The organism is Aquitalea sp. S1-19 (assembly GCF_024343515.1).
Genome location: NZ_RJTZ01000207.1, coordinates 1 through 2776, shown reverse-complemented (window position 1 = coordinate 2776; position 2776 = coordinate 1). Strand labels below are relative to the sequence as shown.

Annotated in this window: 4 protein-coding genes; 2 read left to right on the top strand and 2 right to left on the bottom strand. The window is 54.8% G+C overall.

Annotated elements, in window-relative coordinates:
• Together EGI20_RS17240 and EGI20_RS17235 are read left to right on the top strand one after the other, a co-directional pair.
• Nucleotides 1-512: transglutaminase domain-containing protein (locus EGI20_RS17240; protein WP_498632820.1), on the top strand; the 512-nt coding region annotated here is incomplete at its 5' end.
• Nucleotides 505-1380 (top strand): hypothetical protein, encoded by an 876-nt coding sequence (locus EGI20_RS17235; RefSeq protein WP_498632943.1) that lies wholly within the window; start codon nucleotides 505-507, stop codon nucleotides 1378-1380. The genes EGI20_RS17240 and EGI20_RS17235, both read left to right, overlap by 8 nt.
• Before the next feature lie 172 nt (nucleotides 1381-1552).
• On the opposite strand, the gene EGI20_RS17230 is transcribed toward EGI20_RS17235, so the two are convergent.
• Nucleotides 1553-2440, bottom strand: coding sequence for a DUF4145 domain-containing protein (locus tag EGI20_RS17230; RefSeq protein ID WP_498632241.1), 888 nt, complete (start codon nucleotides 2438-2440; stop codon nucleotides 1553-1555).
• A 147-nt stretch (nucleotides 2441-2587) separates the two neighbouring features.
• Nucleotides 2588-2776, bottom strand: a 189-nt coding sequence (locus EGI20_RS17225) for a chorismate-binding protein (protein WP_498632942.1), incomplete at its 5' end; no start/stop codon positions are given.

Here is a 2776-nt window from a genome sequence, read left to right as displayed (position 1 = left end):
TCGCCGGGCCGCTGCGTGACGACCCGCACCGCGACTATCTGGCCGCAGTGGATGCGCGTGACCCGGAAATCAATGTGCTCGCATCGCGTCTGGTTAAAGGCTGCGCCGTACGCGATCAGGCTTGCGAGGCGGACAGCATCGCGCGCTTCGTCGCCGACCGTATCGACTACCGCAACGATCCGGATGGCGGGCGCGACTATATCAAGCCGCCGCGGCAGACGCTGGCGGCAGCGGCCGGCGACTGCGAGGACAAGACTATTCTCGCAGTCAGCCTGCTCGAAACGCTGGGCATCCGCAGCGTGATGGTGTTCGAGCCGGGCCATGTCTACCCGATGGCCTGTTTCGAGCACGCGCCCGAAGCACTGCGCGGCAAAGCGGGTCGTCAAATTGCCGGTACCGGAAGCTGCTACGCGCTTGAGCCGACCGCAGAAAATTCTGGCCTGGGGGTGGAGAAGGACACCGGCCGCATCGAGGCGGCCTATCTGGTCAAAGGAGGGCAGCGCCTTGATTAAGCATGGCTGGCATTACGGACGTGTGGCGCTGGGCTTGCTGTGGGCGCTGCTCTGTGCGCCCTTGTGGGCGTCCGAGCTGCATATCGAACACCTGAGCGACGGGCGCACCTCGCTTGCGCTGTCGGGCAACGGTCGCTGGGCGGAGACGGTACATATCGAAGTCACGCCGGCCTGGGCGGTGCAATCCTCGACGCAGTCGTGGCCCATGCAGGTCGAAATCAGGCCGGAAGAAGTGCGCCGGGTCATCGCCGAAATCAGGCTGGCACCGGGGGCGCAGGTCAGCTTCAATCGCCGCAGCCGGCCCGGCCTCGTGTCGGCGCAGCATCAGGACAGCTACGCCTACTTGCGGCCCATCCCCAGCATGGGGGCGCTGGCAGGTGGCGAGGCGCAGGGACGGGCGGTGCTGGGCGAGGCGGTGCGCGTCGCCCGCGACGGCATCGTGGTGCAGGCCGAGGCACGCGATGATGCGGGCTATGTGCTGGTCGCCCACGCGGACGGCACGTTGGGCAGTTATAGCGGGTTCAGGCCGGGGGCAGATTTGCCGCCGGGGCGCTATGTCAATCGCGGCGGCGTGCTCGGGCAAGGGGTCGGCACTTACACGCTGCTGTTCCGTGTCGAGCGCCCCGCCGCCAGTCTCGACGCCGCACAGGCGCCGCAGCCGGTGATCTCCGCCGTCTGGCGCGACGATGTGAAGTTTGTCGCGCAGGTGCTCGCGGTGACTGCCGGGCTGCTGTTTGCCTTCCCGCTGCGCCGCCGCTCTGTGGTGGCGAAACGCACGGCGGGTGTAGTACGCGCATTTTTATGCAGACGAATGTTCAAGATCGGGCCTCGACAGTGGACTGTCGCAGCTTACCCAAAACCTCCCTAGCGAGGAAGAGCGGGTAGCTGCGGATGGATATCCAATTGTCCGAGACCCTACAGTTAAATCATCAGCCACGAAAACGACTGGGTTGGCAAGCGCCGACAGCGGTCTTCAAAAGTGGTAAGCCATTGAACAAAATTAACTATTGACTGTTGCACTTACTTTTTGAATCCACGTTCTAATTACTTGGGCTTTGAGCGATGTAGTGTTGTAGTTTATCTTTTGACCCAGCAAAACTATCAATTTTCCCTATGGTAAGTAATGAGTATGTTCCAGATTTTATTTTTAATATGAGTTGGTCTTCATGAGATTTTAAGTGGCCGTGCAGTCTTCTGGTATCTCGGCCTAGTATGTTTATCAAGGGGCGTTCCACGTTAGTAGGGCTATTTTTTAATTTAATTTCTAGTAGTTTTTCGAATTCAGAATATTCTTTTATTATGGTTTGTAGTGTGGAGTTTACGTCGCTGTCTAATATGTATAGGTTGGTTATTAAGTGTTCTATTACTTTAAGTGCAGCTAAGAGTTTATAAATGTCTGGGGATTGTATTTCATGGGCAGCATCGTTTCCTAAAAATCTGATTGCATGTAGCCGATCTGCGTCCATGATTGAGACGAGTCCTGCTTTTTTTAGTTTATCTATTCGAGTCTCTAGAGTTCTTCCTATGATTTTTTGTTCATTGCAAATTGCTTCAATGGTCGCTCTTAGACCTATTCCTCCTAGTATATTTGATTTTACCTTTATTGCTTCGATTGATTCTTGGTAAATATTCCTTACTACATCAGGTACTCGATCTATATCTTGAATTGACTGGTGGTTGGGGAGGGTTTTAGGATATGTTTCAAAGTCTTTTGGCACATCCCATTCGTTATCTGAAATTTGATAGGCATCTTCAATATAATAGGTGATTATTCTAAAGCTCTTTGTTTCGCAGCCTCGGCATGCGATTATTTGATAGTGGGTATCCATTCGGTAATCATGGAAGCTGTCAATATTTTCATTTATTACATCTTGCCGGGTGTCGCGATTACAGCTGCTGCATGGGGTAATGATGGGCGATTTGCTCATGTATGACTCGATTCAATAATGCGGATTGGTCTATGTGGCCGCTGTGAGTGGCGTAGAGTACTAAATTCTTGAATAGACTTTTAGCTGCTCGGTGGTGTTTCCCGGAGCCATCAGTGTTTCAAATCACTTGGAACGGGCCAAACAGTCTTACCCATCCAGCCCCGCCTGTACCAGTTCCGCCGCGCGGATCACCGCGCGCGCCTTGTTTTGCGTTTCCTGCCATTCCGATTCGGGCACCGAGTCGGCGACGATGCCGGCGCCGGACTGTACGTACAGGGTGTCGTTCTTGATCACTGCGGTGCGGATGGCGATGGCCAGGTCCATGTCGCCGGAGAA

Coding starts and splice junctions, on each gene's coding strand:
- EGI20_RS17230 (WP_498632241.1), bottom strand. CDS start 2,440: ATGAGCAAATCGCCCATCATTACCCCATGCAGCAGCTGTAATCGCGAC.